This window comes from Sphingomonas zeae (genome assembly GCF_014197135.1).
Classification (GTDB): domain Bacteria; phylum Pseudomonadota; class Alphaproteobacteria; order Sphingomonadales; family Sphingomonadaceae; genus Sphingomonas; species Sphingomonas zeae.
In genome coordinates this window covers 144,596-169,349 of record NZ_JACIFA010000001.1, presented here as the reverse complement: position 1 = coordinate 169,349, position 24,754 = coordinate 144,596, and the positions used below count along the sequence as shown (strand labels likewise).

At 64.2% G+C, this 24,754-nt stretch carries 15 protein-coding genes; 5 read left to right on the top strand and 10 right to left on the bottom strand.

Annotated elements, in window-relative coordinates:
* The first annotated feature begins 55 nt into the window (after nucleotides 1–55).
* The 3 genes from gpmA to GGR45_RS00750 all read left to right on the top strand — a co-directional run bounded on the left by gpmA (nucleotide 56) and on the right by GGR45_RS00750 (nucleotide 2,601).
* A complete protein-coding gene (gpmA, locus tag GGR45_RS00760) occupies nucleotides 56–742 on the top strand; it encodes a 2,3-diphosphoglycerate-dependent phosphoglycerate mutase (protein WP_175313398.1) in 687 nt (228 codons plus the stop codon).
* Between the two features lie 340 nt (nucleotides 743–1,082).
* A complete protein-coding gene (gene purE, locus GGR45_RS00755; RefSeq protein ID WP_246357972.1) occupies nucleotides 1,083–1,541 on the top strand; it encodes a 5-(carboxyamino)imidazole ribonucleotide mutase in 459 nt (152 codons plus the stop codon).
* Between the two features lie 4 nt (nucleotides 1,542–1,545).
* Entirely contained in the window at nucleotides 1,546–2,601 is a 1,056-nt protein-coding gene (locus tag GGR45_RS00750; protein ID WP_175313395.1) for a 5-(carboxyamino)imidazole ribonucleotide synthase, read from the top strand.
* A gap of 3 nt (nucleotides 2,602–2,604) precedes the next feature.
* On the opposite strand, the gene GGR45_RS00745 is transcribed toward GGR45_RS00750, so the two are convergent.
* The 4 genes from GGR45_RS00745 to GGR45_RS00730 form a co-directional block, all read right to left on the bottom strand.
* On the bottom strand, nucleotides 2,605–3,417 hold the full coding sequence (locus tag GGR45_RS00745; protein ID WP_175313394.1) for an energy transducer TonB: 813 nt from the start codon (nucleotides 3,415–3,417) through the stop codon (nucleotides 2,605–2,607).
* Between the two features lie 46 nt (nucleotides 3,418–3,463).
* On the bottom strand, nucleotides 3,464–5,269 hold the full coding sequence (locus GGR45_RS00740) for a DUF885 domain-containing protein (RefSeq protein WP_175313393.1): 1,806 nt from the start codon (nucleotides 5,267–5,269) through the stop codon (nucleotides 3,464–3,466).
* A 156-nt stretch (nucleotides 5,270–5,425) separates the two neighbouring features.
* Nucleotides 5,426–5,725 (bottom strand): hypothetical protein, encoded by a 300-nt coding sequence (locus GGR45_RS00735; RefSeq protein WP_175313392.1) that lies wholly within the window; start codon nucleotides 5,723–5,725, stop codon nucleotides 5,426–5,428.
* A 12-nt stretch (nucleotides 5,726–5,737) separates the two neighbouring features.
* Nucleotides 5,738–8,590, bottom strand: coding sequence for a M16 family metallopeptidase (locus GGR45_RS00730; protein ID WP_175313391.1), 2,853 nt, complete (start codon nucleotides 8,588–8,590; stop codon nucleotides 5,738–5,740).
* A 213-nt stretch (nucleotides 8,591–8,803) separates the two neighbouring features.
* On the opposite strand from GGR45_RS00730, the gene clpB reads away from it, so the two are divergent.
* Nucleotides 8,804–11,383: an ATP-dependent chaperone ClpB gene (clpB, locus tag GGR45_RS00725; protein ID WP_175313390.1), complete on the top strand. Its 2,580-nt coding sequence runs from the start codon at nucleotides 8,804–8,806 to the stop codon at nucleotides 11,381–11,383.
* Nucleotides 11,384–11,454: 71 nt separating this feature from the next.
* Here the strand turns inward: clpB and GGR45_RS00720 are convergent, their stop codons facing one another.
* The 4 genes from GGR45_RS00720 to GGR45_RS00705 form a co-directional block, all read right to left on the bottom strand.
* Nucleotides 11,455–14,595 carry a TonB-dependent receptor gene (locus tag GGR45_RS00720; RefSeq protein ID WP_175313388.1) on the bottom strand — a complete coding sequence of 1,047 codons (3,141 nt, stop codon included), beginning with the start codon at nucleotides 14,593–14,595 and terminating at the stop codon, nucleotides 11,455–11,457.
* Between the two features lie 364 nt (nucleotides 14,596–14,959).
* Complete coding sequence (locus tag GGR45_RS00715; protein ID WP_175313386.1) at nucleotides 14,960–18,031, bottom strand: TonB-dependent receptor domain-containing protein; 3,072 nt, start codon at nucleotides 18,029–18,031, stop codon at nucleotides 14,960–14,962.
* A 491-nt stretch (nucleotides 18,032–18,522) separates the two neighbouring features.
* A complete protein-coding gene (locus tag GGR45_RS00710; protein ID WP_246357971.1) occupies nucleotides 18,523–19,818 on the bottom strand; it encodes an aspartyl/asparaginyl beta-hydroxylase domain-containing protein in 1,296 nt (431 codons plus the stop codon).
* A 150-nt stretch (nucleotides 19,819–19,968) separates the two neighbouring features.
* On the bottom strand, nucleotides 19,969–22,914 hold the full coding sequence (locus tag GGR45_RS00705) for a TonB-dependent receptor domain-containing protein (RefSeq protein ID WP_175313384.1): 2,946 nt from the start codon (nucleotides 22,912–22,914) through the stop codon (nucleotides 19,969–19,971).
* A gap of 222 nt (nucleotides 22,915–23,136) precedes the next feature.
* On the opposite strand from GGR45_RS00705, the gene GGR45_RS00700 reads away from it, so the two are divergent.
* The gene (locus GGR45_RS00700) at nucleotides 23,137–23,649 is read left to right on the top strand and encodes a hypothetical protein (protein ID WP_175313382.1); all 513 of its coding nucleotides are present in this window, start codon (nucleotides 23,137–23,139) and stop codon (nucleotides 23,647–23,649) included.
* A 13-nt stretch (nucleotides 23,650–23,662) separates the two neighbouring features.
* On the opposite strand, the gene GGR45_RS00695 is transcribed toward GGR45_RS00700, so the two are convergent.
* The gene (locus GGR45_RS00695; protein ID WP_175313380.1) at nucleotides 23,663–24,544 is read right to left on the bottom strand and encodes a M23 family metallopeptidase; all 882 of its coding nucleotides are present in this window, start codon (nucleotides 24,542–24,544) and stop codon (nucleotides 23,663–23,665) included.
* The gene (locus GGR45_RS00690; protein ID WP_175313378.1) at nucleotides 24,541–24,741 is read right to left on the bottom strand and encodes a DUF2093 domain-containing protein; all 201 of its coding nucleotides are present in this window, start codon (nucleotides 24,739–24,741) and stop codon (nucleotides 24,541–24,543) included. Before GGR45_RS00690 ends, GGR45_RS00695 begins: the two co-directional genes overlap by 4 nt.
* Between the last annotated feature and the right edge of the window lie 13 nt (nucleotides 24,742–24,754).

Sequence of the window (24,754 nt, the reverse complement as noted above, 5' to 3'; positions counted from 1 at the left end):
TCGACCCCGTCCGCCTGCTTCTCTATGCGGGTCTGACCATCTTGAAGGAGTTTCCATGCCCCAGCTCGTCCTGATCCGCCACGGCCAGTCCGCCTGGAATCTGGAGAATCGCTTTACCGGCTGGTGGGACGTCGACGTCACCGCGCAAGGCGCCGCCGAGGCGCGTGCGGCGGGCGCGATGATGGCCGAAAAAGGGCTGGATTTCGACCTGACCTTCACCAGCCTGCAGACCCGCGCGATCAAGACGCTGAACCTCGCGCTTGAGGTGATGGGCCGTCTCTGGCTGCCGACCGAGAAGCATTGGCGGCTGAACGAGCGCCATTATGGCGGGCTGACCGGGCTCGACAAGGCGGAGACCGCGGCCAAGCATGGCGAAGAGCAGGTCAAGATCTGGCGCCGCAGCTTCGATGTGCCCCCGCCCCCGGCCGAGGCGGGCGGTGAGTTCGACCTGTCGGGCGATCGTCGTTATGCGGGCGTGCCCGTGCCCTCGACCGAGAGCCTGAAGGACACGATCGAGCGCGTCCTGCCCTATTGGGAGGAGCGTATCGCGCCGGCTCTGCGTGACGGCAACCGCGTGCTGATCTCGGCCCATGGCAACTCGCTGCGCGCCCTCGTCAAGCATCTGTCGAACATCCCGGACGACGAGATCACGGGGCTGGAAATCCCGACCGGCCAGCCGATCGTCTATGAACTGGCCGACGACCTGACGCCGACGGATCGATACTATCTGTCGGAACGGTAAGCGATCGGGAGACGGGGGCGGTCGCATGCAAATACCGCACCTCGTTCCCTCCTCTTCGCGCAGAGGCGCAGAGGACGCAGAGATGCTGTGCCCAGCCAAAGCGCTCCATGGTCGTAAGGCAACGGCTTCGTCTCCCGGTCGAAACGGGATCGTCAGTGCGGCAAATCCACGCCCCTCTGCGTCCTCCGCGCCTCTGCGCGAACCAAAAATCCATGACGACACGCCCATACGCTTACGGAAACTTGCCCCCCTCGCCGGGTACCGCTAGTCACGCGCTTCCCTCGGCACCGGGGCCAAAGGGCAAGGCGGAACTGCGGATATGATTTCGATCGGGATCATCATGGGGTCCACGTCGGACTGGGAAACCATGCGGCACGCCGCCGAGACGCTCGACGTCCTGGGGGTGGCGCATGAGACCCGCGTCGTCTCTGCGCACCGCACGCCGCAGCGTCTGTATGATTACGCCACGCAAGCCGCCGATCGCGGGATCAAGGTCATCATCGCGGGCGCGGGCGGTGCCGCGCATCTGCCGGGCATGGCCGCCGCGATGACGCATCTGCCCGTGCTGGGCGTGCCGGTCGAGTCCAAGGCGCTCAAGGGCATGGATAGTCTGCTCTCGATCGTCCAGATGCCCGGCGGCATTCCCGTCGGCACGCTTGCCATCGGCAAGGCGGGCGCGATCAATGCGGGCCTGCTCGCCGCCTCGATCCTGGCACTGTCCGACGAGGGGCTTGCCGAGCGGTTGAAGGCGTGGCGGGAACGCCAGACCGACAGCGTCGCCAACGATCCGCAGGGGTAAGCCAATGTTGAAGCCGGGTGCGACGATCGGAATCCTGGGCGGCGGCCAGCTGGGCCGGATGCTGGCGGTGGCGGCCGCGCAGCTCGGCTATCGTACCCAGGTGCTGGCCCCCGATGAAGAGAGCGTGGCGGCGCAGACCGCCTCCTCGCTGACCCGCGCCGACTATCACAACAAGGTCGTGCTGGCCGATTTCGTCGCCGCCTGCGACGTGGTGACGTACGAGTTCGAGAATGTCGACGTCACGCCGGTCGAATGGCTGGCCGAGCGGCTGCCCGTCCATCCCGCGCCCGCCGCGCTGCGCGTCGCGCAGGACCGGATCGCCGAGAAGAGCTTTGTCGAGAAGGTCGGCGGTCGCCCCGCCCCCTGGGCCGAAGTGAATTGCGCCGCCGACCTGACCGCCGCGCTGGATCGGATCGGCTGCCCCGCCATTCTGAAGACCACCCGCTTCGGCTATGACGGCAAGGGCCAGGCGCTGATCCGTGATATCGCTGACGCTCCCGCTGCGTTCGAGGCGATCGGGGGACCTGCCGTGCTGGAGGGGTTCATCCACTTCAGCCACGAATTTTCGATCCTGATCGCGCGCGGGCTGGACGGCCAGGCGGTCCGCTACGACCCCCCGCATAATATCCACCGCGACGCGATCCTGCGCACCTCGACGCTGCCTGCGCCGCCCGAAATCGCCGCCCAGGCTGAGGAGGCGACCGCGCTGGCGCTGCGCATCGCTAAGGAGCTGGGTTATGTCGGCGTGCTGGCCTGCGAATTCTTCGCCACCGAAAACGGCCCCGTCTTCAACGAGATGGCCCCGCGCGTCCACAATTCGGGCCACTGGACGATCGAGGGCGCCGAAACCTCGCAGTTCGAAAATCATATCCGCGCGATCTGCGGCCTGCCGCTGGGCGATACGTCGCTGACCGGCACGCGGGTGGCGATGGAAAACCTGATCGGCGACGACGCCTGGGAGATCGCGCTCAACGAAAAGGGCGCGCATCTGCACCTCTACGGCAAGGGCGAAGCGCGGCCGGGGCGCAAGATGGGGCATATCACGCGGGTGGTGCGCTGACCTCTATCGGCGAACGGCAAAGGTCACGGGCACCAGCACCTGGGCCTGAATGACCTCATTGCCTTTCATCACCGGCCGAATGCGGAATTGGGGGTAGAGCCCCAGCGCCGCCGCGCCGAAGCCACGCCCCTTGGGCCGTTCCGCCGCGACCGTACAGCTTTTGGGCTTGCCCGGTGTCGGCACGACGCAGAGTAGCACCGCCACGCCGCTGACACTGCCATGTCGGGCCATGCGGGGGAAAGCCTCGTCAATCAGGGCCTGGCGTGGCTTTTCGATCCATTCGGCCAGCGCAAAGCGTAGCCGCCCCTGTCCCGGACCATCGCCAGCTCCTCGCCCGTTGCCGGTGCCATCCCCTTCCCCGCCTGTGCCCCGTCCGCTGGCGATGCCTGTTCCAACCCCGTCGGAGATCGCGGTTCCGGCCCGTAGCGGCAGCTCGGCGCTGATATCCGCCGCCGGGGCGGGCAGATCGACCGTATCGAACCGCGCGGGCGAGACGGCGTTCGGGGCCGCTTGTTCCGCTGGGCGTTCGCGCACCGGACGTGGTGAGCCACCCCCGGCGGTCGGGCGAATGGCCATCGCTTCGCGCTTGACCGGGGCGGGCGTGACCGGCGGCGGCGGCACCGGGACGGGCGGCGGCTCGGGTGGGGGCGGCACGTCAAACAGCAACAATCTGGGCGGTTGGGAATCATCGGTCAGCCGGTGGCTTGGCGCGCCCCCGAGCAGCAGCGCCACGAACGCGGCATGGACGGCCATCGTCGCAAAAATGGCTGCCCGTCGCCGCCCCCTGTCCTGCCGGACCGAAACGCTCCCATGCATCGCGATGTTCTCCCGCTGGCGAGGATCACCGCGATGCTGATTCAGGTCAAGCCCGCGCCCAGTCCTCTCCGATCCGGCGCAGCACGTCGAGCGGTACGCGGCCGTGGCGCAGGACGGCGGTGTGGAACGCCTTCAAGTCGAACCGGTCGCCTTGTCGCTTCTTGGCGGAATCGCGAATGTCGACGAACACCGAATGGCCAAGCTTATAGCTCGCCGCCTGACCGGGATTGACGCAGTAGCGCTCCACCTCGCGCGTGGCGAAGCCTTCCGCCTCGCCCTCGGCCTCGACGAAGTGGCGGATCGCCTGTTCGCGGGTCCAGCGCAGATGGTGCAGCCCGGTATCGACGACGCAGCGATTGGCGCGGAACAGCAGGAATTTGAGATAACCCAACTGTCCCAGCGGATCGTCGTCATACATGCCAATCTCGTCCGCCAACTGCTCGGCATAGAGCGCCCAGCCCTCGCCATAGCCGGAGAAACCGTTGATCTTGCGGATCAGCGGCAGGCGCGTGTTGGACAGCGCGAGGCCGCCCTCCATCTGATGCCCCGGCAGCCCTTCGTGATAGACGGTCGTCGCCAGACAGAATTTGGGCCAGTCGGCACTGTCCTTCAGGTTGAAATAGACGAGCCCCGGCCGCGATCCATCGATGGCAGGCCCCTGCGCAAAGGCCGCCGCCGCGCCTGCCTCGGTCTGGGGCGGCACGCGGCGCACCTCAAAACCATAAGGCGGGATACGTTCGAACACCTGCGGCAGGCGGGTGCGGATCGCGTCGAGCCGGGCGTTGCAATAGGCGATGGCGGCGCGCTTGCCCTCATCGGTGTTGGGATAGAGCTGGTCCGGGTTCTTGTAGAGCGCGGCCATACGCTGGCCGACCGTACCCTTGGTGTAGCCCTGCTTCTTCAACAACGCGTCGAGCCGCGCGGACAGCATCGCCGCCTGGTCACGGCCGAAGCGGTGTACTTCGTCGGGTGAGAAGCTGGTCGTCGTATTGGCCTTAAGCGCGACGGGATAATAGGCCGCGCCCTCACGCAATTTCCATATGCCCGCGTCATGGGTGGCCTTGGTCCGCAACGCCCTGGCATAGGCGATCTGGCGATCGAGCGCGGGCAGGACTTCGGCATCGTAGATCTTGACGGCCTGTGCGGCATAGCGGTCGCCCAAACCCTTCTCCGCCGTCCGCCGCGCGAGCGATTGAACGACCAGCGCCTGCGCGGCGGGCTGGCGCGTCTTGCCCATCTGTTCGAGCGCGAGGTCGAGGATGAAGCCGGGCGGCACCACGCCCTGTCCGGCGTCATGGCGCATCCGGTCGGTCTGCGCATCGATCTGGCGGGCAAAGGCGCGCAAGCGCATCAGATAGGCATCGGCGTCCCCGGCAGTCGCGACCTTGTGCTTGGTGTCGAGGAAGTCGGGAACCGACTGGTACGCGCCCGACAGCTGCGACACGACATAGGGGCTGGGACCGTAGGAATAGCCACCGAAATCGAACGCCTGCACGGCCTGTGCCGAGCGGCGGGTGTAGAGGACCGATTCCAGATCGATGCGCTCCTCGGCCGAGAGACTGGCGGGGTCGATCGCCTCCAGCCGGGCCAGGTCGGCCTTGGTCGCGGCCTTGGCGGCCGCGATTCCGTTGGGTGATTGGTCGGAGAGTTGGCTGCGCAGATCGGCATTGGCGCCGGTGTCGAGGCCGAGATTGGTCGCACCTTCCGGGCTGCGGCGGAGCTGTTCCTGGACCAACGTGTCGAACAGCGTGGTCAGCTGGGTGGAAGGGGTATTCTGGGCAACCACGCCCTCGCTGCCCGCCGCGACGGCGAGTGCGGCCGAGCCCCCCAGAAAATGCCGCCGGTCGATCATGCCTATCCCCTTTTTTGGTTTTCCGGGCGGCAGGGTAGCGGGGTTTGGCGGGATTTGAATAGGTTATGCGGTCGGATTCATCCCTTGCCCCCTTGCCAACGAAAAAGGGCGGCCGTCCTCCGACGCACCGCCCTTCCCCAACTCAAGACGCGGAAATCACCCCGCGCGTGTCCCCGACAGCGGGAAGCTGCCGAAGGCTCCCGCGCCCACTGCGCCGGTCAGCGTGTCGCCATCGGCGGTCGCTTCGCAGTCCAGCGTCATCGGCATCGGCGAGCTGATCGACATCTTCCAGCTGATCGTGTTGCCCGAGACGTCGCCCTCGATTTCCATCGCGCCCATCTGGCCGCCGCCCGAGCCGGTGAAGCGGTCGCCCTCGGTCGTGACCGTCAGCGTCATTTCCTGGTCGCCCAGCGGCGACTTGACGATGCAGTTCCAGGTCCCGTCAATATCCGCCATCTTCACTCTCCCTTATTGTGCCGCCGGGGCAGTTGCGACGATCGCCGACGGCTCGATCACCTCGACGGGCAGGCCCAGCGTGTCGAGCTGCGGCTTCACCGCCTTGGCATCGCCGACCACCACCCAGACAAAGCTCTTGGGGTTCAACGCCGCCCCGATCGACTTGTTCAGCTCGGGCAGCGTCATCGCCTGATAACGCTGCGTGATCGTGGCATAATAATTGTCCGGACGGCGGAACAGATCGTTGGTCTGCATCGCCTGCAGGACCGCGCCGGACGTTTCGAAATTGCCCGACAGCGAACGGATCGCGCCGGTGATCGCGCGATCGAACTCGACCTGATCCATCGGCTTGGTGTTCAGAAATTCAGTGACGTCGGTGCGCAGCGCGTCGATCGACGGGCCGGTCTTGTCCGCCTGAACCGGCGCCGAGATGACATAGGGCGCGGCGAATTCCGACGTCTGGAACCCGCCCCGCACGCCATAGGACCAGTGCTTGTTCTCGCGGATGTCGGTGTTGATCCGGCTGAGGAAGCTGCCGCCCAGCGCATCATTGGCGGTGTTCTGAACCAGCAGATCGTCGGTCCCCTTCAGTGATGTCGGGGCGCCCGCCAGAATCATCGACTGCGGGCTGTCCGGGCGATTGACCAAGACGATCTTCGGCGCCGACGGCTGGCCCGCGGCGAAGCTCTTCACACCCGCCGCTCCGGTGCCCTTCCAGTCGCCGAACACACGGTCGAGCGCGGCCTTCACCTCGGCCAGCGGACGATCCGAGGTGACGAAGATCTTCGCCTTGTCGGGACGCAGCCAGGCCTGTTGGAACGCGATCAGCTGGTCGCGGGTCATCGCCGCCACCGCAGCCGGATCGCCCGCCCCTTGCGCCTTGGCATAGGGGCTGGTCGGACCATAGACCAGCGGCGGCAGGACTCGGCCCGCCAATCCCTGCGGACTGGTGAGTTCCTGCTTGATGCTCGACAGCGTCTGCGCCTTCACTCGCGCCAGTTCGGGATCGGGGAAGGCCGGGTTGCGAAGGATATCGGCATAAAGGTCGAGCGCGGGGGCCAGGTTGATGCTGGGCACATCGAGGCCGACCACGGTGCGGTCGTTCGTTGCGCTCGACCCGATCGAGGCGCCCAACCGCTCCTGCTCCTCGGCGATCGCGATGGTGTTGCGGTGGGTCGTGCCCTCGTCGAGCATCGACTGCACCATGCGCTGCGTGCCCAGCTTGCCCGGTACATCGGCGGCGATACCGGCGTCGAACGAAGTCGCAATCTGCGTCACCGGCACCGCAGTGCGCTGCGCGTAGATCAGCTCGATACCGTTGGCCAGACGGCTGCGCTGGACCGCCGGGAAGCTCAGCGGCTTCACCTGGCCCACGTCGGGCAGAGCTCCACGCGTCCCCTTGGCGGGCTGGTCGGGCGCGGCAGGCACATCGGCGCGCGGCGGCACCTTGGCCTCTTCATAGGCGTCGCGCGCACCCGGTACGACGGTCAGCGTATAGGCCGGGCGCGACAGCCACTTGTCCGCCGCCGCCTTGACGGTGGCGGGCGTCTGCGCGGCGATCGCCTCCAACTGCTTCTTATACTTGCCCGGATCGTTCGAGTAGAGCGCGCCCTCGGCGAGCGCGACCGCCTTGCCGCCGAAGCCGCCGACCGATTCCAGGCCCTGGACGCGACCCGACACGAAACGGGTCACGGCGCGCTGCACTTCGTCGGCGGTCGGACCGTTCTTCAGGAAGTCGGCCAGGATCTCGCCCATCCGCTTGTTGACCAACGCCGGGTCGACGCCGGGGCGGACGATCGCCATCATGTTGAACATGCCGACCTGCGCGAAGGGACGGTCGCTCGCCGACACCTGCACCGCCAGTTTTTCCTGCTTCACCAGGATATTGTCGAGCCGCGACGAGGCGAGCCCACCCAGGATCGACCCCGCCACGACCAGCGGGGCGCTTTCGGGATCGTTCAGCCCCGGCACCGCCCAGTTGCGGCTGATCATGACGGCGGCGACGCGGTCCTTCATCTCCTCGTTGACGGGGGCGGGCAGCGTCGGGATGGCGACGGTCGGCAGGACGCTCTTCGGCCCCGGCTTGATCTCGCCGAAATACTTCTCGACCAAGGGCTTGGCGGTGGCGACGTCGATATCGCCCGCGAGCACCAGCACCGCGTTGTTCGGGCCGTAATGCTCACGGAACCAGTCCTTCACCGTCTCCAGCGAGGCCTGGTCCAGGTCGGCCATCGAACCGATGGTCGAATGGGCATAGGGATGCCCCTCGGGGAACAGGCCGCTCAGCACCTTATACTGGGTCAGGCCATAGGGCTGGTTGTCGCCCTGGCGCTTCTCGTTTTGGACGACGCCGCGCTGCTCGTCGAGCACGCCCTGCGTCACCGCGCCCAGCAGATAGCCCATGCGATCCGATTCCAGGAACAGCGCACGGTCGAGCGCGGCGGTGGGCACCGTCTCGAAATAATTGGTCCGGTCGAAATAGGTGGTGCCGTTATAGTCGGTCGCACCCACCGACTTGAGCGGCGCGAAGAAATCGCCCGGGGCGTTTTCCGAGCCGTTGAACATCAGATGCTCGAACAGATGGGCAAAGCCCGTCTTGCCCTTGGGCTCGTGCTTCGACCCGACGTCATACCATACGCTGACCGCGACGACCGGGGCCTTGCGGTCGGTATGGACGACGACGCGCAGACCGTTCTTCAGCGTGAAGGTCTGGTAGGGAATGTCGACCGCCTTCACGAGCGCCGAGACGGGCGCTGGCCGGGAGGCCGGTGCGGCCTTGGCAACCGCCTGGGCCAGCACGACCTGTCCCGGCACGACGAACGCAAGGGCAGCGGCGCCGGTCAGCGCCACGGACTTGATACGCATTTCTTTGACTCTCCCCGCTCGGTGTATGGCCCGAGCATAGCGCCCGCGCAGCGGACCGCAATCCATGGGGACAAAGGGAATTTCGAGGCCATGCGGCCAGACCCTTTCGTTATCGAAACGGCCATCCCATCTTGTGCGCAACGGAAATTCCGCCCACCCCTTGTGTTGCCAAAATACAACACCATCTGACCTGGAAAGCGACAGGAAGACCAGATGAACCTCGAAAAATTCACCGACCGCGCCAAAGGCTTTTTGCAGGCCGCGCAGACCGTGGCGATCCGCAACAGCCATCAGCGTATTGCCCCTGAACATCTCTTGAAGGCGCTGATCGAGGACGATCAGGGCATGGCCGCTGGCCTCATCCAGGCGGCAGGCGGCGACGCCAAGCGGGTGGAGCGCGAGACCGATACCGCGCTGGCCAGGATTCCCGCCGTTTCCGGCTCGGGCGCGCAGACCTCGCCCGGCCTCGACAACGATCTGGTCCGTGTGCTCGATCAGGCCGAACAGGTCGCGCAAAAGGCGGGCGACAGCTTCGTCACCGTCGAGCGGCTGCTGCTTGCACTCGCGCTCGCCTCGACCACGGCGGCAGGCAAGGCGCTGGCGGCGGGTGGCGTCCATGCCCAGGCGCTGAACGGCGCGATCGAGCAATTGCGTCAGGGCCGCACCGCCGACACGGCGGGGGCGGAGGATCGCTATGACGCGCTCAAGAAATTCGCCCGCGACCTGACTCAGGTGGCTCGCGACGGCAAGCTCGACCCCGTAATCGGCCGCGACGAGGAAATCCGCCGCACCATCCAGATCCTTGCGCGCCGGACCAAGAACAATCCGGCGCTGATCGGTGAACCCGGCGTCGGCAAGACCGCGATCGCCGAAGGCCTGGCGCTGCGCATTGCCAATGGCGACGTGCCGGACACGCTCAAGGACCGCAAGCTGATGGCGCTCGACATGGGTGCCCTCATCGCCGGTGCGAAATATCGCGGCGAGTTCGAGGAGCGGCTGAAGGGCGTGCTCGACGAGGTAAAGGCCGCCGAGGGCGACATCATCCTGTTCATCGACGAGATGCACACGCTGATCGGTGCCGGGAAAGGCGACGGGGCGATGGACGCTTCCAACCTTTTGAAGCCCGCCTTGGCGCGCGGTGAGTTGCACTGCGTCGGTGCGACCACGCTCGACGAGTATCGCAAGTACGTCGAGAAGGACCCGGCGCTCCAGCGGCGGTTCCAGCCGGTCTTCGTCGGCGAACCCACGGTCGAGGACACCATCTCGATCCTTCGGGGCCTCAAGGAAAAGTACGAACTCCATCACGGCGTCCGCATCACCGACGGCGCGCTGGTGGCGGCGGCGACCTTGTCTAACCGCTACATCACCGACCGCTTCCTGCCCGACAAGGCGATCGACCTGATGGACGAAGCCGCCAGCCGCATCCGCATGGAGGTGGAGTCCAAGCCCGAGGAGATCGAGACGCTCGACCGCCGCATCCTGCGCCTGAAGATCGAGCGCGAGGGCCTGCGCCGCGAAAGCGACGCCGCCAGCATCGACCGGCTCGAGCATCTGGAGGGCGAACTCGCCAATCTGGAGGAACAGTCGGCCGCGCTGACCCAGCGCTGGCAGGCCGAGAAGGACAAGATCGCTGGCGAAGCCAAGCTCAAGGAACAGCTCGACCAGGCGCGCATCGAACTCGACCAGGCGCAGCGCGCGGGCGACCTCGCCAAGGCAGGCGAGCTGTCCTATGGCCGCATCCCGCAACTGGAGAAGCAGTTGGCCGAGGCGCAGTCCGCGACCGAGGGCGCGATGCTGCGCGAGGAAGTCACCGCCGACGATATCGCGGGCGTGGTCAGCCGCTGGACCGGGGTGCCGGTTGACCGGATGCTCCAGGGCGAGCGTGAGAAGCTGCTCCGCATGGAAGAGGTGCTGGGCAAGCGCGTCATCGGCCAGGAGGATGCGGTTCGCGCCGTCTCCACCGCCGTGCGCCGCGCGCGTGCCGGGCTACAGGACCCCAACCGGCCGCTCGGATCGTTCCTGTTCCTCGGGCCAACGGGCGTCGGCAAGACCGAGTTGACCAAGGCGCTCGCCGAATTCCTGTTCGACGATCCGTCGGCGATGGTGCGCATCGACATGAGCGAATTCATGGAGAAGCACAGCGTCGCGCGACTGATCGGCGCGCCTCCCGGCTATGTCGGCTATGAGGAAGGCGGCGTCCTGACCGAGGCGGTGCGGCGCAGGCCCTATCAGGTCGTGCTGTTCGACGAGGTGGAGAAGGCGCATGGCGACGTATTCAACGTGCTGCTCCAGGTGCTGGACGACGGCCGCCTGACCGATGGCCAGGGCCGGACGGTCGATTTTTCGAACACGCTGATCATCCTCACCTCAAACCTGGGCAGCCAGTATCTGGCGAGCGTCGAGGACGGGCAGAGCGTCGAGAGCGTCGAGCCGCAGGTGATGGAGATCGTGCGCGGCCATTTCCGCCCCGAATTCCTCAACCGGCTGGACGAGATCATCCTGTTCCACCGGCTGGGCCAGAGCCATATGGGTCCGATCGTCGACATCCAGGTCGGCCGCGTTGCCAAGCTGCTGGCGGATCGCAAGATCACGCTGCACCTGACCGATGCCGCGCGCGAATGGCTGGGCCGGGTGGGTTACGACCCGGTCTATGGCGCAAGGCCGCTCCGCCGCGCGGTGCAACGCCACCTCCAGGACCCGCTGGCCGAGGAAATCCTGCGCGGCAACGTCAAGGACGGCGCAACCGTCACCGTCGACGAGGGCGACGGGAAACTGGCGCTGACGGTGGGGTAAGTACAGACGAAAAAGGGGGCGGCTCCCGAAGGAACCGCCCCCAGTGGGGCTCGCCGAGGCGAACCTTGGGGTTAGAAATCGAAGCCGAGCTGCATCCGGATGAAGCGCGGGGCCTGGTAGGAAACCGGGTAGCGATAGTCGCCACGCGGGTTACCATTGCCCTGCGTCCCGTTTTCCTGGAATTTGATCCGCGCCTTTTCGGCGAAAACGTTGAACACGTCGACGCGGAGTGTGGCCTTGTACAATTCGGCAGGCAGGGTGAACGCCATGGTCAGGTTGGTCTGGGTCAACCAATCCCCGGCAAATACCGAACCGCGCGGCGTCAGGCGCAGATTGCTCTGCGACGGCGTGCCGGACCCTGCGGCGGGATCGGTGACGATCTGACCATTGACCACGTTGCAGAAGAAGCCCGCTGCGCCATACGCACCCGCGAAGCGATCGATACGGCTCGGCACGCGACCGATACAACCATAATGGCGGGGCGACTGGGCGATGACATTGGCACCCAGCGTGAACCAGTCGGCGATCTTGTAGGAGCCGTAGATCTTCAGGTTGTGGCGAATATCCGTCGGCAGATAGCCATAGGTCCCTAGCGTCAACCCCGGCTGGTCGAACGCGGTCGTCAGGCCGGAATCGCTCTGGCCATTGTCCGAACGGATGCCGCCTTCGATATTACCGATGTTCTTGGCATAGGTGTAGTTGGCGTTCAGGCTCCAGACGCCATCGAACTCGCGTTCGACGGTCAGCGTGACCGCCTTATACTCGCTCTTGGCCTTGGGATAACCGAGCTGGGCGGCGGTGAAGTCCACCGTGCGCAGAGTGGTTTCCCCATTGATCGGATCGGACAGGGTGATGCGTGCGGCCGAACCCGGGTTGACCAGCACATATTGATGGAAGCCCGTCCAGATCGAATCGCAGCCCGCGACATTCTGTTGCTGGCAATAGTTGAGGACGGCGGCGTCGATGGCCGCATCCTCCAGCGATTCGTTCAGCTTGCGATAGGTGCCGAACGCACCGATCTTCCACCGGTCACCGAGCCGCTGCTCATAGCCAAGAATGAATTCGTCTCGCGATTGCGGCTTCAAGTCTTTGGCGACCGTTGCCACCGTCGGCGTCGGATTACCGTCGGAGATGAGTTCGCAATTGCGTACCTGTGTGTCCGGGCAAGGCTGGGCGGTGGCGAAGTTGAGCGGCGACCCCAGGATAGGCACGTTGTTCGCACCGACGCCCGCAACCCGGAAATAGCGCGTATAGTCAAGTTCGGCACCAGCCAGACGAATGTTGGTGTTGGTCGGCACCGGCAGATAATAACGACCATAGAAGCCGTAAATCTTGGTGCGGCGATCGCCGATCGGATCGAACGCGAAACTTAGGCGCGGAGCCCATTGGTTGCCGGACTTGTAGTAGGTTTCATTCGCCACGTTCTTATTGCTGAATCGATCGTTGCGAACGCCGAGATTGAAGCTCAGTCGATCCTGGAACAGGTTCCAGCTATCCTGAAGATAATAAGCTTCATTCAGGGTATTGAACGTGCCGCCGTTCACAAAGGTACGACCGGAGACGTACAGCGTGTTGGGCGGCGCATAATCGGTCCCGCTTGCGCCGGAGAACTGATAGGTCCAACCCACACCGCCCGTATAACGGGTGATGGCGACGCTGGTCAGCTCCTCTCGATCATAGCCGCCGCGGAAATGGTGGCTGCCCAGCACGTTGACGAACAGGTCGGCATCCGCACGATAGAAAGTACGGGTGTCGGAGTTTTCGGTAATGACATTGGCCGGATTGCCGATCAGAGCCGGGGTAAACTGGCCACTGGAGTCCGATATCGACGGCAGCGTGGTATTGGATGGGGTCGTGATATCCCGGTTCTTGTTCTTGCCATAGGCGGCCGACAGGGTGAACCAGTTGGTGAACTGGCCGGTGTAGCGGGCGACGTAATTTTCACCGCCCGACAGGATGACCGAAGACGCCAGATAAGGTCCCGTGAACGGCCCGGCCGGATCGGTTCGGCTGTCATAGGTGCCGCCATTGGCGTCGACGATCCCGTAGTTATCGTCGTACCGCCGCTGTTTGGTATTGAAATAAGTGAATTCCAGACGCTGACCGTCAATAATGACCGCGTCGATCTTGCCACCGAAAAACGGCGAAGTGGTGCGCGTCGTCGTCCGCACATTACCCGTGCTGAACGGCACGATCGTCTGCGTTCCGGTTTGCACTCCGCTCGAGTTGAAGACAGGAATGACCGTGTTCGCATTGCCGTTCAGATAGGTGTCACCTGTGCGGGTATCATTGGACTGGTACAGGCCATAGAAGAAAAGGTGGTCCTTGATGATCGGCCCGGACAAATAGATGTTGACCTGCTTGGAGTCCCGGTAGTCAGCACGATTATAATCATAAAGTGTATTAGGACGGGTTTCGCGCAGGGCGTTCGGCTCATAGTTGAACAACATACCGCCATGGAATTCGTTGCCGCCCGACTTCGTCGTCGCATTGACGAACGCACCCGAGAAGCGTCCGAATTCGGCAGAAATCGCGCCGGTCTTCGTTTCGATCGTATCGTAGAATTCGAAAGGTACCGTGACCGAGCCCAGACCTTTGCGCAGTTCGGTAATATTCAAACCATTAACGAAGAACACATTTTCGGAAACCGACGAACCCGAAACCGCGGGAAGATTGCCGAAAGCCGTGTCTCCGGCCGCCGTGCCCGGCGCCAGCAAAACGACCGACGTCAGATCACGCAACACCGGCACGCGTGCGGCCATCTCACCGATCGGGATAACCGCACCGACCGTGTTGCGATCAAAATCCGAAACGCGGATACGCCCGGCGGTGACGACGACGTCGCCGGTCGCCTCGCCTTCTGGCGAAAGCGCGAACTGGTTCGCGGCATTGCCCTGGGTCAGGACCACCGTGGCATCGGTGAACGTCTGGAACCCCTCAGCGCTGATGCTGAAAGTATAGCTGCCCTGAGGCAAAGCCGGGATACGAAAACTGCCATCCGCCGTCGTCGTCGCGGTGCGCGAAAAGCCTTGGGCGTTGGACGTGACTGTTACCGTCGCCCCCGTGATCGGTCGGCCATCCGTGCCCTGAACGCGGCCTGTCGCATTGACCTGTGTATAGTCCTGCGCCGCTGCCGGAGCGGCCAGCGCAATCGCTCCGACACTCGCGCTCAGCATCGCCAAGGCGTGCAACGCGCCACTGCGGCGCAGCATGGTCTTTGGGAAAAATGCCCCTTGCGTCACTGTCAATCCCCCTTTGCAGGCCGTTCCGGCCCAGCCACACCCCTCAAAGAGGAGCGACTGATTTATGTCAGGGACATGACATTTCGTTCAAATGCTATTTGATATATTATCCAGTTTTAGCCCGGACATTTGCATGAAAGTCACAGTTAAAGCTTCTTTGACCCCTTGTATGTTTCAAAATTATGCAAGCAAGTTACCGTTATGCCTAAATCCTGATCATTGGTGTATTGCATATTTATAGCAGCATATCGCCAATGACGGCGACCAATATGAAAAAGGGGCGACTCCCGAAGGAGCCGCCCCGAAGTAGGGATCGCCGAGGCGAACCCTGGGGTTAAAAGTTGAACTTGGCGCCCGCGCGGAACTGGCGACCGAAGATACCGTCGCCGCCCTGCACCGCGTTGTAGAGATACGCGCCATAGGTGACGGGATCGATCGGAGGCAGGCGGTTGAACACGTTCAGCACATTCACATAGAAGGTGAACTTGTCGTTGACCTTGAACGACGCGTTCGCATCCGCGGTGATGTAGCTCTTCACGCGGCAACCGAAATAGGCCGGGGCCTGACCGCAGTCCTTGTAGGCATCGCCCTGGTCCATGGCCGACAGGTCATAGCCCGAGGTGTAGTTGACCGTCCCCGTCAGCGCGAAGTCGCCGAAGTCGAAGGTGTTGACCCAGTTGCCCTTCCACTCGAACGTGCCCGAACCGGCGGTCAGATTAAAGTTGCCCAGCGTGTCGACATAGGTCTGACGAACGCCGTCGACCGTGGTGCTCAGTTCCAGGATCAGGCTGGCGTTCAGATTGGTGTTCCAGCGGAACGAGCCGAAGTCGTAGAAGCCGTTGATCCCGAAATCGATGCCCTCGGACTTGATCGTCTGGGCATTGATCAGTTGCGAGCGGACGAAGGCGATCTTTGGCGTGGCGGTCGGGTTGTTGACGTCGACCGCATCCGGGATGACCTCGAACCCGGTCGGGATCGCGCCGCCCGCATAATAAGCGGCGATGGCGGGCGACAGGTCGGGGGTGGTGATCGCCCCGGTCTTGCGGATGTTAAAGTAGTCGACGGTCAGCGACAGGCCGCGCACCGGATCGACCTTGATCCCGGCGGTGAAGCTGCGCGACTTTTCAGGCTCCAGATTCTGCGACGCCAGCGTGGTCTGCCCGATCGAATAATTGGAGATATAGGCCGAGCAGAATTGCGGGGTCGCCGCCGAGCAGATCTGGCTGGCGCCCGGATTGATGCTGTACTGGCGCAGGAACTCCGCCGGGATGCTGCTCAGCTGCTGCGTCACGTAGCCCGTGGTCGGCAGTGCATTCGCCTCGCCGAACGAGGGGATGCGGAAGCCGCGCGAATAGGTGCCGCGCAGGGCAACCTGACGGATCGGCCGGAAGATCGCGCCGAATTTGGGCGAGAAGGCGCTCTGGCCGCTCGAATAATGGTCGTAGCGCCCCGAGGCGTTGAGCGTCAGCTGATCGACGACCGGCGCGTTGACCTCGTAAAAGGCCGACGAGACAGTGCGGTTGCCACTGGTGCCGAAGGCGTTCAGGCGGAAATAGCGCTGGGTCGGGCCGTTCTCGTCCGAATTGGCGCTGGGCGCGTCGATCGCTTCGTAAAAGATCGAGCCGCCGACCGCGACGCGCAGGTCGCCGCCCGGCAGCGTCATGATCGCCTTGCCCAGGGTGAACTGCGCCTGCAGCAGGTCCGAGCTGTCGTTGGTGATGTTGGAGGGCGTCAGATAGTTCAGCGTCGCCTGGCTGTTCAGGCCCGGATTGACGAAGTTGTAGCTGCCGTCCTTGATGACGTCGAGCAGGTGCTGGATGTAGACATAGCCGTTCTGCTCCAGACGCAGATCGGTGTGCATCGCCGTCGCGTCGAAGCGGTAGTCGACATCGTCGAAGATCGTGCCGTTGATCCCGAAGGCAGCGCGATAGACGCGGCTGCGGGTGCGGGTCGATTCGAAGCTGTTCGGCAGCGCCCCGACCAGACGCGCGACCTGACCGGCGGCAGCGAACGGGTTGTTCGGGTTCAGCGTCCCGTTGGTCGCGGTGCATGCGCCGACCGTCGTGCGCGGACAGACATAGACCGGCAGCGCGAGGATACCCGAGTTCGGATCGATCGCGGGCGTCGGGTTCTGCGAGGTCGAGAATTGCGGGAACAGGATGCCCGCGGGCGCATTGGCGCGGATCACCGTCGGCGTGCCGGTATAGCTGGTCGTCGCCTGCTGGAAATTGACCTGCAGATAGGCTTCCGACGTGTCACCGATCTTGGCGGTGAAGCGCGCCGATCCGCCGACACGCTCGATATCGGGCGTGATGTTGCCGTACAGACGCTGATTGTCGACCTGGCAGACGGTGCCCGGTGCGGTGGCGTTGGCGGGCAGCGCCAGTTCGGCGGCGGTCGGATTGTACGGCGTACCGGTCAGGCAGCCCGCCGCCGGGTTCAGCAGCTGATAGCGACCGAGCGCGGTCGTGTTGGTCGCGTCGGCGGGGCGCACGTAGAAGTTCGGCGTGCCGATCGCAAAGCCGTTGGTATACTGGTTGTTCTGATCCAGCCCGTTGGCGATTCCGTTCGGGCCGCAGACCAAAGTGCCGGTGCGGTTGGAGCAGATACCCCGCTCGTCGCTCGAGTTGAACGGCCCGGGCAGCTGGCTCGCGCGGACGCCCTCGGCGCGATAGTAGAAGCCGCTGATATAGGCGTTATAGCCCTGCTCATCGAGGTCGCCGGTGCCGGCGGTCAGCGAGACGCGCTGATTGGCATTGTAGCCGCGCTGCGAGATGCCTGCTTCGGCGCGGCCCATCACGCCCTTCACCGAACGCTTGGTAATGATGTTGACCACGCCCGCGATCGCGTCGGCGCCATAGCTGGACGAGGCGCCGTCGCGCAGCACCTCGACCCGGTCGACAATGTCGTCGGGGATGGTGTTCAGGTCGACGAAGTTGCGCGTGCCGTCGTCGGACAGCGGATAATAAGCGGCACGCAGGCCGTCGAACAGCACGAGCGTCGAGTTGGTCGACAGGCCGCGCAGCGACACCGACGACGCACCGCTCGCAAACGCGCCATTGGCCGTGAACGAGTTGGTCAGCGCCGGGCCGTTGTTCGACGCCAGCGCCTGAATGCCCGCCTGCACCGTGTTGATGCCGCGCACGTCCAGATTCTCTGCGGTGATGGTCGACACCGGCGACGGGCCGACATCGGCACCCCGGATGATCGAGCCGGTGACGACGATGTCGCCGCCCGTACCCGCGTCCGCCTGTTCGGCGCCCTGGGCGACCTGGGCGTTGGCCTCGGCATTCTGATTGGCGGCGGGCACGCTCTGCGCCAGCGCGGGCGCGGCGAACAGCATCGACAGCGGCGCAACGGTGGCCAACAGGCCCAGCTTACGCGGCCCCATCCACGAATTGGTCATGGTATCTACCCCTTCTCTTCTTATCCGCCCTTTTGGGCTCGGACGACACGCGCCAGCAGGAACCGACAAAATCAATGTCTTACTGAATGCTGCTTGATGGATGGGATGGAAGGTCATTGTAAAGACAGGAAAAAGCACTCAGCGATCAAGGGCCGAAACCTGTCGCATAAATGACACAAGGGCTGACCCAGTTTTCCTTGAAAATACGAAAATGCGATCAGCGTCATAGAGTGTGGCGATCGCAGCTTCACGTTCACGCAACGACATGGCATGATAGCTGCTGCAAATCATGCAATCGAATGTTAGCGAAGTGAAAGCTTCAGGTCGCGCTTCGTCTGACGGCCAGACGAAGCGCGGATCATTGGCGATGCAGGACCCGCGAATCGCGGCTGAGCTGCCGAACGGCGACGGGCAGCCGCGGTCGGGCGGCTCAGATGGCGCTTGTCACCGATCCGCGGCCTGGGCCAGGCCAGCAGCGGGCTCAGGTCATGCTATTCCGCAACCTCGCCCAACGATTTTGCGCCCTCGATCCTGCCCAATGCGACGAACAGACTTTGCAGCATCGCCTGCTCCTCGGGATGGAGATGGGGGTTCCAAATGTCGAAGATCAGGACTGCCCGTAATGCCGTGCTGTCGTTCCACGCCTCGTGCTCGATCGTGTCGTCAAAGGCGAAGGCCTTTCCCTCAACCCAGCTGCGCGTCTCGCCCCCAACGCGAAAGCCGCAATCCTGTGGTACAATCAACGGCAAATGGACAATCGCGCGCACGTTGCTGACCCCGGTATGCGCGGGCAACCGCGTACCAGGTTTCAACACCGAAAAAAATGCGGTTGGACCCTTACCCGAAATATGCGCCAGCGGCAGCCGATCGAGCAGCGCCATCGTCTGCGGGCAGGACGCCGCCATGTCGACATCGCGCGCACCATAGCGCCATAGATAGCGCGCGCTCCACGCCTCCGAATGGTCGAGCGCAGTCCATTTGTTCTCCGGTGTTCCGGCCTCCATCGCGACATAGGGCGCAAAACCGCTGTCGGGACGCGCGAGTAGGGCCTCCAACTCGGCGCGGATCATAGGAGTGGCCGCCTCCAGTTCGTCGAACCAGGGAAAATGGGCAGGATCGAAGAATTCGTCGGCAGGCAGGAAGGGGAAATGCACACCATGGCACGCATTGTGATAAATGGCCCGCCGCCCGAGTAGCGCATCCACACAGCGATCGAACCGCCGCCGCCGGTGAGCGGGCACATCCCCCCAATCCGGTGCCAGAGCCGCGTCGAGCTGATCGCCTAGCACCTGCGCACGCGCAGCCACCCTCGCCTGTGCATGGGCCAGCAACTGTTCGAGCCCTGACGAACGCTCGGGCAAGGACTGCAGCACGGTCGCGACGCCATGCCAGCGGAACTGCGCCTGCGACTCTTCCCCGGCACGGTCGTGCCATTCGGCCATGCGGACATTCGCCATGACATGCCGCTGATCGCGATGAAGAACTTGCAGCAAGGCCGCACGTTCTCCCTCCCTGTCGCCCTGATCGCGTCGGGCGGTCGCCAGGTTCATCCACAGGGGCGAGGCATCGGCGTCACCGCGGATCGCCCGTTCGAACCAGCCGGCCGCTGCCGCCGGATCATTCGGCAACAGGCTCATGCCCATCGCGTTACATATGATTGGATGGTCGGCCGCTTGCGCCAGCGCCTGTTCCAGCAAGCGACGCGACCCCGGCCCGTCGCCCCTCGCCTGCGCGGCCTGGGCCTGCTGGAGCAACGACATGGCGGAGGTAGGAAGCGGTTGGGTCATGCTCCATTATGCGGGTGGAAACGGCATGGTTACAAGCGCCGCCCGCCGGGTTTGACCGTTGAGCATCAGCGTGATCAACGCATTCCCCAAAAAAAGGGCGGCCCTTGCGGACCGCCCTTTCCCTTGGCGATTGCGATCGAGAACAGTTCCTTAGAAGTGAACGCGGCCCTGTACACGGAAGCCACGACCCACCGCGTCATAGGTCGACGGATAGGTGTTGCCGCTGTTGTACGAGGTAGAGCCCGCATTCGAACCGACGATCGGCGGCTGCTTGTCGAGCAGGTTGGTGACCAGCAGCGACAACTCGAAATTCTCGGTGGCGCGGATGCGCGCACCCAGGTCGAGATAGTTGTAGGCCTTGATCCGGTTGAAGTTCCAGTTCTGGCCCGCGATCGGCGTGGTGCCGGTGATCACGCCCGAGAAGAGTGGGGTTAGGCCCGGCTCATAACGGACGGTATCGATGTGACGCCACAGCAGCGACAGATCGACATCACCGAAGCTCAGCGTGGTGCGCTGGTTCCAGGCGAACTTCGGCTGGATGGTCAGGCAATTGGCGCTGTAATAGCCGACGCACTCGCGGACGACCGAGCTCGGCGAGGCCTGGAAGGTGTTGCTGTTCGTCCAGGTACCCTGGAAGTTCAGGTTCAGCTTCGCGAAGCCCAGATCACGGCGATAGTCGACACCCAGATCGATGCCGTCGGTCGCGATTCGACCCAGGTTGGTCAGCGGCTGTGGTAGACCCGCAACCGTCGCCGACGAACCGCTGAGACGGCCCGTCGTGGTGCTGCGGCGTATGCTGGTGCAGGCCGTCGACGTGGCCGAGGCCGCAGTGATGTTACCGAAGCAAGCGGAGAGGATGTCCGCCGGGGTTGCGGCGGTGATTGCCTGATTGATCTTGATGTTGAAGTAATCGACGCTGATCGTCAGCCCCTCGACCAGCGTGCGCGGGGTCAGGATCGCGCCTACGGTGAAGGTATCGGCGACTTCCGGACGGATGTTCGGGTTGCCGCCGCCGGTGGCGTTGGGCTGCCCCGAGGCCGGGCTCTGGATCGTTCCGATCACCGCCGCCGGAGCTCCTTGCGCCAGACAGATCGCGCGGAGGTTGGCGTTGGCCGTCGGTGCGGTGCCCGCGCACGGATCGACCGTCAGGTTGACCAGATAGGTCGACACCGGATCGAACAGTTCCGAGATGTTGGGTGCCCGAACCGCGCGTTGATAGTTACCACGCAGCTTGAGGTCGGCAATCGGCTCCCAGCTGCCGCCCGCTTTCCAGGTGGTGGCATTAAAGCTGGGGTTGCCGGTGGCGTCGATCTTGTAACGCGACTGGCGGATGCCGCCTTCGACGGTCAGGCTGCGGAAGAACGGCTTATCCTCGACCAACGGCGCGATCACTTCGCCGAAGAATTCGGTGACGTTGAAGCCGCCATTGACGGGCAGGACCGCGCCGCCCGCGCCGCCCAGTTCGCCGGGAACCAGCGCATAGGCGTCGGGAATGCGTTGCGCGCCATAATCGCGATACTCTGCACCGGCAGCGAAGCTGACCGGCGTGCTCGCAGCGGGCGACGCAAAGCCGAAATCACCGCTCAGCAGCGCGTGAACCTGGGACAGCTGAGTCTTGGTGGTGATCGTGCTCTGGCCGTTCAGGAACGCCGCCTGCTGAGGCGAGATGCTGCCTGCCTGGCCGAACAGGTTCAAGGGGACGCAGCCATTGGTCGTCACCGCGCAGGTCGTGGTGTTGTCCGCATTCAGCGCCTGCTGCACGCGCGAGCGCAGCACGTAGCCTGACTGGGTCTGGGTGTTCTGGCTCTCGCCATAGGCACCATAGACATCTAAGCTCATCGACTTGGTCAGGTTCAGGCGAACGCCCGCTGTATAGTCGAACAGGGTCGTTTCAAATTCGCTGACGCGCGGCCCCAGTTCGACCGTCCGACGATAGACTTCGGGCATCGGGATGGCGGCACTGGTGTTGCAGGTCGTGCCCAGCGCGATTCCGGCCGCGGTGCAAAGCTGATCGCGGATGCCAGCGGGCAGATACGGGTTGTTGCCAGGGACGGTCAGCGCCTCACCAAAGATGCCCGACGGGGCGATGATGGTTGACACCCGGTTCTTTGAGAACAAACCGCGCGTATAGACGGTGACGGTGTCCGACACGTCATAATGTGCCGCGCCGTACATGTTGTAGCGCTTAAACGGCGTGAAGAAGATGTTGTACGGACTGAAGTTGAAGTCCTGGTACGGCGTCACCAGCAGGTTGCTGCTCGGGTTCACCTGCAACAGGCCGGACTGCCCCGCGATCGCGAGTGAAGTCGGAACCGAGGTCGGCGAGCCGCCAGCGGCGCGGCCGGTGGTGGAGCTGATAGTGCTCGACGCATAGGGGCGGTCGCCCTGATAGATGGGGTCGGCTTCCTGGTAACCGACGCTGAACACCGCGTTACCGCGACCATCATCGAAATTCGCGCCGAGGGTCAGGTCGGCACGGAAATAGTTGCCGTCACCGCGCTGCGAGATCTGCTGGCTGGCCGAGGCATCGACGCCCGAGAAGTCCGAACGGGTGACGAAGTTGACGACCCCCGACACGGCGTCGGCGCCGTAGGAGGTCGACGCACCGCCGGTCAGGACGTCCATGCGCTCGAGCAACGCGAGAGGGATATTGTTGAGGTCGGTCTGACCGCCCAGACCCGCCGTCGCGATGCGCTTTCCGTCGATGAGGACGAGGTTGCGGTTCGAACCCAGGTTGCGCAGATTGACGAACGACGCGCCACCATTGCCGTTGTTGACGGCGGTACCGATGCTCGGCACTGCTCCGGGCAGCTGACGCAGCACTTCTTCGGCGGTGTTGGTCTGACGCAGCGTCAGTTCCTCGCGGCCCACCACCGCCACCGGGCTCGATGAGACCAGGTTGGGGTTGCGGATCAGCGTGCCGGTGACGACGATGTCGCCTTGGCTAGATTCGGTAGTAACAGGCGTGCCGTCGCTGTTCGTCTGTTCGACAGCCTGATCCTGCGCAATGACCTGCGCCTGACCGGGGGCGGCGAAAACGCCGGCTCCCATCAGCAACGTGGACGCCAGCAGGCGTACGCGAGCATTTGTTTTCATGGACTTAACCCCTTTTGCCGGCCTTGTGACCTGACGTTTTTGACCCGAAAATATCCGAGTGCTGCCATTTTATTACAAAGGGGTTAGCCGCGGTTGCAAACCCAAAGCAGTCTATATCATGTCGGAAAATTCATGTTTATCGGAGCTGTGACATAACCGTCACATATTGCGCATCATAATTTCCTCGCGCTCACCAGGAACGTACAAAGGAAACCGAAGCTGATGAAACTCCTGATTATTCTTGCGGCTTGGGTGCCTTCGGCTGCCGCAGCGCAGCGTGTGGAGGATCGCCCAAAGTCGATTGATGAGATCACCGCCTGCCGTCAGGTTCATGGCGATGCAGCACGGTTACGCTGCTATGATCATGCAGCGGAAGCATTGGCAGGCGCACGGGCATCCGGCGACATTCTGATACTGGATCGAAAGACGGTCGTAGCGCGAAAGCAGCAGCACTTTGGGCTGAGCACCCCGACCAGCGAGATGTTCGGCGGCGGCGACGCAGACAAGGCCACGGAGGTGCGTCAGCTCGCCAGCAAGATCATCGCGATTGCCCCAGCCAAAGCCTATGGCCGCTTTGACATCCAGCTCGCCAACGGATCAGTGTGGCAGACATTGGAGGCACTGCCCTTTCCCCCTAAGCCAGGGGTGGGGGTAACGCTCCAGAAGGCCGCCATGGGCGGCTACCGCCTGTCAGTCACGGGCCAGCGTTCGGTCCTCACGAAACGCATCCGCTAACCCTTCGAATGCCTCACGGCATCGGCCCCGTGACCAGCAATGGGTCGAGCTTGCGTCCCTTCCATTGCAGGCTCCAGTGGAGATGCGGGCCGGTCGCGCGGCCGGTGGCGCCGGCTGCGCCGATCGGCTGGCCCTGGCGGACATGGTCGCCGACGTGCACGTCGATGCGTGACAGGTGCAGGAAGGCGCTGTTCAGGCCCTGGCCGTGGTCGAGCATCAGCAGATGCCCCTCCAGCGTGAAGGGCTGCTGTGCCGCCAGGATGACGACGCCGTCGGCCGGGGCGCGGACGATGGTGCCGGTGGGGACCGCGACGTCGGTACCCGAATGATAGCTGCCCGGCTCGCCGCGATAGACGCGCTGCGCGCCGAACAGACCGGAAATGCGCCCCGTCACCGGCCATATCAGTGTCTGACGCCAGCCGCTCGCGTCCGTCTCGAGCGCCCGGGCGGCACGGATCTGCTGCAGCTCGGCGGGGCGCAGCTGCTGGAACTCGGGATCGGGGACGGGGTATTTGGGCAAGCGGTCCAGCCGCTCGATCCGCCAGGCGCGCGGCGCGATGGCCAGCGGCTGGCGCACCTCCCGCCCATCGTCAAGCGTCGCGACCAGTTCCGCCGACGGCCCCGCATCGCGGTCAAACCCGGCCAGGAACGCCCCATCGGGGGCCAGCGCCACGACCTCTCCGTTCAGCGTGACCGACACCGCGCCGGTGGGTGCCTGCCCATGGATCAGGCCGCCCTGACTGAGCTGCCCTGTCCAGCGAAACGGGGCCAGGGGGATGGCGACGGGCGCAGGGGCGAGGCGCGGTTCCGGTGCCGTAGGCGGTGGCGCCACCGGCCCGGCAGGCGCGACGCATCCGGCCAGCAGCAGCGCGAACCCTCCGGCCCAAGCCTTCATTGCGGCGCGAGCACCTTGGCCGTCGCTTCCGCATCGGCATAGGCTTCCTGCCGGGCGGCACTCCAATATTTCAGGTCTTCCAGCGCGATACGACGCCCGGTCACGGCGCAGACGACATGGTCGCCCGGCGACAGGACGCGAAAGCCGTTGGCCATATAAAGAAGCCGCGCGGGGCGATCGGTATTCGACATCAGCATTCGGGTACTTTCG